Source organism: Saccharothrix coeruleofusca (assembly GCF_014648515.1).
Classification (GTDB): Bacteria; Actinomycetota; Actinomycetes; order Mycobacteriales; family Pseudonocardiaceae; genus Actinosynnema; species Actinosynnema coeruleofuscum.
In genome coordinates this window covers 61,365-67,892 of record NZ_BMRG01000003.1, presented here as the reverse complement: position 1 = coordinate 67,892, position 6,528 = coordinate 61,365, and the positions used below count along the sequence as shown (strand labels likewise).

At 74.7% G+C, this 6,528-nt stretch carries 8 protein-coding genes; 6 read left to right on the top strand and 2 right to left on the bottom strand.

The window, feature by feature from the left end:
* The 3 genes from IEZ00_RS08720 to IEZ00_RS08710 all read left to right on the top strand — a co-directional run.
* Positions 1–982 (top strand): APC family permease (locus IEZ00_RS08720; protein WP_229795326.1); only part of this gene is annotated, 982 nt, incomplete at its 5' end.
* 2 nt (positions 983–984) lie between these two features.
* A complete protein-coding gene (locus tag IEZ00_RS08715) occupies positions 985–1,521 on the top strand; it encodes an NUDIX domain-containing protein (protein ID WP_189222679.1) in 537 nt (178 codons plus the stop codon).
* On the top strand, positions 1,518–2,060 hold the full coding sequence (locus IEZ00_RS08710) for a GNAT family N-acetyltransferase (RefSeq protein WP_189222678.1): 543 nt from the start codon (positions 1,518–1,520) through the stop codon (positions 2,058–2,060). The genes IEZ00_RS08715 and IEZ00_RS08710 overlap by 4 nt, the downstream gene beginning before the upstream one ends.
* A gap of 90 nt (positions 2,061–2,150) precedes the next feature.
* On the opposite strand, the gene IEZ00_RS08705 is transcribed toward IEZ00_RS08710, so the two are convergent.
* Positions 2,151–2,918: an enoyl-CoA hydratase-related protein gene (locus tag IEZ00_RS08705; protein WP_189222677.1), complete on the bottom strand. Its 768-nt coding sequence runs from the start codon at positions 2,916–2,918 to the stop codon at positions 2,151–2,153.
* Positions 2,919–2,968: 50 nt separating this feature from the next.
* Between IEZ00_RS08705 and IEZ00_RS08700 the strand changes: the two genes are divergently transcribed.
* Positions 2,969–3,709, top strand: coding sequence for a hypothetical protein (locus IEZ00_RS08700; protein ID WP_189222676.1), 741 nt, complete (start codon positions 2,969–2,971; stop codon positions 3,707–3,709).
* On the opposite strand, the gene IEZ00_RS08695 is transcribed toward IEZ00_RS08700, so the two are convergent.
* Positions 3,696–4,646, bottom strand: a complete 951-nt coding sequence (locus IEZ00_RS08695; RefSeq protein WP_189222675.1) for a GlxA family transcriptional regulator — start codon at positions 4,644–4,646, stop codon at positions 3,696–3,698. The two genes, IEZ00_RS08700 and IEZ00_RS08695, sit on opposite strands and share 14 nt — an antisense overlap.
* Before the next feature lie 45 nt (positions 4,647–4,691).
* Here IEZ00_RS08695 and IEZ00_RS08690 point away from each other — a divergent pair, with 45 nt between their 5' ends.
* Positions 4,692–5,912 carry an MFS transporter gene (locus IEZ00_RS08690; protein ID WP_189222674.1) on the top strand — a complete coding sequence of 407 codons (1,221 nt, stop codon included), beginning with the start codon at positions 4,692–4,694 and terminating at the stop codon, positions 5,910–5,912.
* Positions 5,913–5,985: 73 nt separating this feature from the next.
* Complete coding sequence (locus IEZ00_RS08685) at positions 5,986–6,513, top strand: isochorismatase family protein (protein WP_189222673.1); 528 nt, start codon at positions 5,986–5,988, stop codon at positions 6,511–6,513.
* The last annotated feature ends 15 nt before the right edge of the window (positions 6,514–6,528 follow it).

Here is a 6,528-nt window from a genome sequence, read left to right as displayed (position 1 = left end):
CTTCCTGGACGCCACGCTGGGCGTCCAACTGCCCGCCGCGCTGTCCGGGGAGGTGGTGAACCTGCCCGCCGCGGTGGTGGTGCTGCTGGCCACCGCCGTGCTGCTGGGCGGGGTGCGCGAGAGCGCCGCGGTGACCACCGCCGCGACCCTGCTGAAGGTCGGGGTGCTGGTGTTCTTCGTGGTGGTGGCGGTGTTCGGGTTCCGCGCCGAGAACCTGGCCCCGTTCGCGCCCGCCGGGGTCGCCGGGATCACCGGCGCGGCCTCGCTGGTGTTCTTCTCCTTCATCGGTTTCGACGCGGCGTCGACCGCAGGTGAGGAGGCCCGCAACCCGCAGCGCGACCTGCCGCGCGCCATCGTGATCTCGCTGGCCGTGGTCACCGCGGTGTACGTGCTGGTGGCGCTGACCGCGGTCGCGGCGGTGGGCGTGGGGCCGCTGGAGGGCTCGGACGCCTCGCTGGCCGCCGTGCTCGCGCAGGTCACCGGTCGCGGCTGGCCGTCGACGGTGCTGGCGGCGGGCGCGGTGGTGGCCATCGCCTCCGTGGTGCTGACGGTCCTGTATGGACAGACGCGGGTGCTGGTGGCGATGGCCCGCGACGGCCTGGTGCCCAAGCTGTTCGCCCGGCTGGGTTCCCGCCGGGTGCCGACGGCGAACACGCTGCTGGTCGGCGGGGCGGTCGCGGTGCTGGCCGCGCTGGTGCCGCTGGGGCAGCTGGCCGAGGCCACCAGCATCGGCACCCTGGTGGCCTTCGGGCTGGTCAACGTCGGCGTGGTGGTGCTCAGGCGGACCCGCCCGGACCTGCCGCGCGGGTTCCGCACGCCGCTGGTGCCGCTGGTGCCGCTGCTGGGGCTGGGGATGTGCGTGCTGCTGGTGGCGGGTCTGGCTCCCGCGACGTGGATCGCCTTCGGCGTGTGGACGGTCGCGGGCTTGGTGGTGTACTTCGGCTACGGGCGGCGGCGCTCGGAGTTGGCACAGGGAGAGTGATCGTGGAAACGCTCGGATCGCGTCAGGTGTACGCCAATCCGTGGATGACGGTCCGGGAGGACCCCATCCGCCGGGCGGACGGCAGCACCGGGATCTACGGCGTGGTGGACAAGCCGGATTACGCGCTGATCATCCCGCTGGACGGGGAGCGGCTGCGGCTGGTCGAGCAGTACCGCTACCCGCTGGGCATGAGGCGGTGGGAGTTCCCCCAGGGCACCGCGCCGGAGCTGGCCGAGGAGAGCCCGCTGGTGCTGGCCGAGCGCGAGCTGCGGGAGGAGACCGGGCTGCGCGCAGGGAAGCTGGTGGAGCTGGGCCTGCTGGACGTGGCGCCGGGCATGTCCAGCCAGCGCGGCCGGGTTTTCCTGGCCACCCAGCTGGTCGAGGGCTTCCACGAGCGGGAGCACGAGGAGCAGGACATGCGCTCGGCGTGGTTCCCCCGCGCGGAGTTCGAGGCGATGATCACGCGCGGCGAGATCACCGACGCGCAGTCCATCGCCGCGTACACGTTGCTGCTGCTGCACGAGCACGCCCAGCCGTGATCGAGATCGCGGAACTGACCCCCGCCGAGGTGTCCGCCCGCGCCGGGGAACTGGCCGACGTGCTGGACGACGTGGTCGCGGGCGGCGCGTCGCTGGGTTTCCTGTCGCCGCTGCGGCGCGAGGACGCGCTGGCGTACTGGCGCGGCCGGGCGGCCCCGGTCGCCGACGGCGCGGCCGTGCTGTGGGTGGCGTGCGTGGACGGCCGGGTGGTGGGCACCGTGCAGCTGCACCTGGCCGCCATGCCCAACGGCAGGCACCGCGCGGAGATCGCCAAGCTGATGGTGCGGCGCGACGCGCGCGGCCGCGGGGTGGCCGGTGCGCTGCTGGGGGCGGCCGAGCGGGGGGCCGTCGGGCGCGGGGTCACGCTGCTGGTGCTGGACACCCAGACCGGCTCGCCCGCCGAGCGGCTGTACCGGTCGTCGGGCTGGACCGAGGTCGGCGTGATCCCCGACTTCGCGACCGACCCCGGTGGCGTGCTCCAGCCGACGACCGTGTTCTACAAGCTGCTCTCCCGCGAGTCGAACCCCCGGAACCCCTGAGTTCCACGTTCGTGCGGCGCGTGCGCTGCCGGGTAGTAGCCAGCGGCCCCGCTGGGCGCGTCGGGTGGTACTTGCCGACGCGGTTGGGGGTCAGTCGGTCCAGGTGGGTGGGCGCTTCTCCAGGAACGAGGACATGCCTTCCTCGGCCGCCGCGGTCTGGGACGCGGCGGCCATGACCTCCACGGCGATCGAGTAGGCGTCCGCCTCCGGGCGGTCGAGCTGCGCGTAGAGGGTCTGCTTGCCCAGCGCCTTGCTGGCCCGACTGCCCCGCGTGGCGCGCGCCAGCAGCTCGTCCACCGCCTCGTCCAGCTCCGCCAGCGGCACGACGCGGTTGACCAGCCCCCACCGCTCGGCGGTGCGGGCGTCCACGACGTCGCCGGTCAGCGCCATCTCCATCAGCCGCTTGCGCCCCACGCTGCGCGCCACCGGCACCGCCGGGGTGTGGCAGAACCAGCCGCCCTTGCCGCCCGGCAGGGCGAACCCCGCCTCCTCCGCGGCCACCGCGAGGTCGCAGGAGGCCACCAACTGGCAGCCCGCCGCCGTGGCCAGGCCGTGCACCCGTGCGACGACCACCTGCGGCACGGACTGGATGGTGCGCATCAGCTCCGTGCACAGCGTCAGCATCTCCCGCACGCCCTCCAGGTCGCGCGCGGCGACGTCGGCGAAGTCGTGGCCCGCGGAGAACACCGGTCCCTCACCCGCCAGGACGACGCCTCTGGCGTCGGTCGCGGCGACCGCGCGGAACGCCGACAGCAGTTCCGCCAGGTGCGCGGTGGACAGCGCGTTGCGCCGCTCGGGGCGGTTCATGGTGATGCGCACGACGTCACCCGTGCGCTCGGCGGTGATGTGCTCAGGCATGTCCGAACCGTAGGCGCAACCCACCGGGGCGCGCGATCCGTCCTGGGGACGTGAGAGCGCATCTGCTGCTGGCCGTGTTGCTGCTGGCCGGGTGCGGGGTGAACGCCTCCGAGACGGGGCGGACGACAACCCCCGCGCCACTGCGACCGGTGGATTTCCCAGTCGACCGCCACCCTCGCCCGATCGTGCTGCTCGGCGAGCCGCTGGCCGTGGAACGCGGCTTCGCATCCAACGAGGAGAAGCTGTCGGGGCGCTACGAGCTGGTCGGTCCGCCTCCCGCGACACCGGAGCCCGGCGCGCTGCCGCTGATCGGCGCGGCGGAAGCGGTGGCCGCGATGTCGAGGCCCTCGGACCGGCCGCCGGTGAAGCTGGTGCGCGCCGAGTTCGGCACGGCGCGGTTCCGCACCGACCGGGGCGCGCTGGAGCTGCCCGCGTGGCGGTTCACCACCGAATCGGGCAGCTCACTGGCCCGGCAAGCGCTTGCGCCCAGCGCCGTGTGGCCCGCGCGCCCCTCGATGTACACCGCCACCGAGGACGGCCTGGAGCTGGAGGTGACGATGCTCGCCGCGCCTCAGGCGTGTCCCGGCCACGGTCCGGTGACCGCCGAGGCGGTGGTGGCGGAGTCCGCCACCAGCGTGGCGGTCGGCCTGCGGACGGCGGGCGAGCTCGGCGGGTGCCCCCGCACGGCGGACCTGCGGACGCAGCCCTACCGCGTGGCGCTGTCCGCGCCGCTGGGCGCGCGGCTGCTGGTGGACGGGCAGGGCGGCGTCGTCGAGGTCACGAAGCGGTAGGCACCCGGAAGGTCCGCCGGTAGGCGTCCGGGGCCACGCCCAGCTCGTCGCGCAGCCGCCTGCGCAGGTTGGCGGGCGTGCCAAGACCGGACCGCTCCGCCACCCGGTGCACCGGCAGGTCCGTGGTCTCCAGCAGCCGCCGCGCCAGCAGCACGCGCTGCGCCCGCAGCCACCGGCCCGGCGTGCTGCCGGTGGCGGCCAGGAAAGCGCGGTGGAACGTGCGCTCGCTCATCCCGGCGTGCGCGGCCAGTTCCGCCACCCCGATCGGAGACGCCAGCCTGGCCACCGCCCAGTCCACAGTGGACGACAAGCCCGCGCGGGGAGCATTGCCGCGCAACGGGGGTTCGACGTACTGCCGCTGGCCGCCTTCACGGGCGGGCGGCATGACCAGCCGCCGGGCCAGCGCCGCGGCCACGTCCGCGCCGTGCGCCCGGCGCACCAGGTGCAGGCACAGGTCCAGCCCGCCCACCACCCCCGCCGAGGTGAACACCTCGCCGCCGTCGGTGTAGAGCACGTCGCGCAGCACCTCCGCTCGCGGCGCGGCGCGCGTCAGGTCGTCCAGCAGCCGCCAGTGCGTGGTGGCCTCGCGGCCGTCCAGCAGCCCGGCGGCGGCCAGGGTGAACGCCCCCGAGCACAGCGCCGCCACCGCGCCCGTCGTCGAGCGCAGCGCCCGCACGGCGCTCGCGGGCACCGGCGCGAAGGGGTCCTCCCGTCCCGGCACCACCACCAGGTCGCAGTCCCGCAGCCCGGCCAGGCCGTGCGTGGCCGGGACGACGCCCAGCGGCGCGACCGGTGTGGCCGCCCGCCCCGGCGCGCACACCCGCAGCTCGAACGGGCCGACACCGGAGTCGGTCCGGTCCACGCCCCACACCTCGGCGACCACGGACAGGTCGAACATCCGGCTGCCGGGCAGCACGAGGACACCCACGACGCGCATGGCGGGACGGTAACCGCTCGGGCGATGATGGGACTCGGGGGGAACATGGCGGAGGTTCGGCTGCGCGACCACCGGGGGTTCGTCCGCTTCTGGGCGGCCGACGCGGTGTCGCTGCTCGGCACGTACGTGACCGCGCTGGCGTTGCAGGCGCTGGCCATCGAGGACTTGGGCGCCTCCGGCACCGAGGTGGGCGTGCTCGGTGCCGCCCGCTGGCTGCCGTACCTGCTGTTCGGGCTGGTCGCGGGGGTGCTGGTGGACCGCTACCGGCGCCGCCCGGTGCTGGTGGGCGCGGACTTCGCCCGCGCCGCGGTGCTCGGGCTGATCCCGCTGCTGGCGGTGCTGGGGCTGCTGACCGTCCCGCTGCTGGTCGCGCTGGTGGCGGTGTTCGGCGCGCTGTCGCTGGTGTACGACGCGGCGCACCAGTCGTTCCTGCCCCGCCTGGTGCCCAGGTCGCTGCTCACCGAGGCCAACGCGCGGTTGGGGCAGGTGGGCGCGGTCGCCCAGGCGGTGGGGCCGGTGGTCGGCGGCTGGCTGGTCAAGGCGGTCGGCGCGCCCGTCGCGATCCTGCTGGACGCGGTGTCCTACCTGGTGTCCGGGCTCGTGCTGGCCACGCTGCGGGTGACGGAGCGGGTGGCCCCCGCGCCATCCCGGCACCTCGGCCGCGAGCTGCGGGAGGGGCTGGCGTGGTTGTACCGGCACCGGACGCTGGCCCCGTTGGCGATCAACTCGCACGTGTGGTTCCTGTTCAACAGCGTGGCGGTCACCGTCTTCCCGTACCTGGTGCTGGCCGACCTCGGTTTCGACACCTTCGCCCTCGGCACGGCCTACGCGCTCAGCGGCGTCGGCGCGGTGCTCGGCGCCTCGCTGTCCGGACCGGCGGCGCGGCGCTTCGGCGCGGGCCGGGTGGTGGTCGTGGAGCGGTGGCTGACGCCGCTGGCCTACCTGCCGCTGCCGTGGGCCGGGGGCGACGCGCGGGGGCTGGTCCTGCTGTGCGGGGCGCAGTTCCTGTTCGGCCTGGCGATCGGCCTGTCCGGGCCGGTCGAGCTGGCCTACCGCCAGTTCGTCACGCCGGACCGGCTGCTGGGCAGGACGAGCGCGACGATGCGGTCGCTGAACCGGGGCGCGATCGTGCTCGGGGCCCCGCTGGGCGGCGTGCTGATCGACGTCTTCGGCAGCCAGGTCGCGGTGTGGGTGGCCGTGGCCGGGCTGGCGGGCCAGGCCGTGTCGATCACCTGCTCGCCCGTGCGCGCGGCACGGCTGGAGTAGTGGCGGAAAAGTATCCCCGCGCGCCAGTCGTGCCACTCCCCCGCGCCGCCCCCGGCGGCCCAGACTCGACCGCATGACTTCCGCTCTGATCCTGATCGACGTGCAGCGCGGCTTCGACGACCCCTACTGGGGCAAGCGCGACAACCCCGACGCCGAGGCGAACATCGCCGCGCTGGCGGCCGGGTGGGACGGGCCGCTGGTGCTGGTGCGGCACGACTCCACCACCCCCGGCTCGCCGCTGCGGCCGGGGCGGCCCGGCAACGCCTTCAAGTCCGAAGTGGACGGACTCGCGGCGGACCTGGTGTTCGGCAAAGAGGTCAACTCCGCCTTCCACGGCGAGGTCGACCTCGACGGGTGGCTGCGCGAGCGCGGCATCACCGGGATCGTGCTGGCGGGCATCCAGACCAACATGTGCGTCGAGACGACCGCGCGGGTGGGCGGCAACCTCGGCTACCGGGTGCGGGTGGTGCTCGACGCGACGTTCACGTTCGACCTGGAGGACCTGACCGCCGACCAGTTGGCCCACGCCACGGCGGTGAACCTGCGCGGCGGCGGCTTCGCCGAGATCACCACCACGGCCGAGGTCCTCGGCCGCGCCTGAACGCTCGGTTCGCGT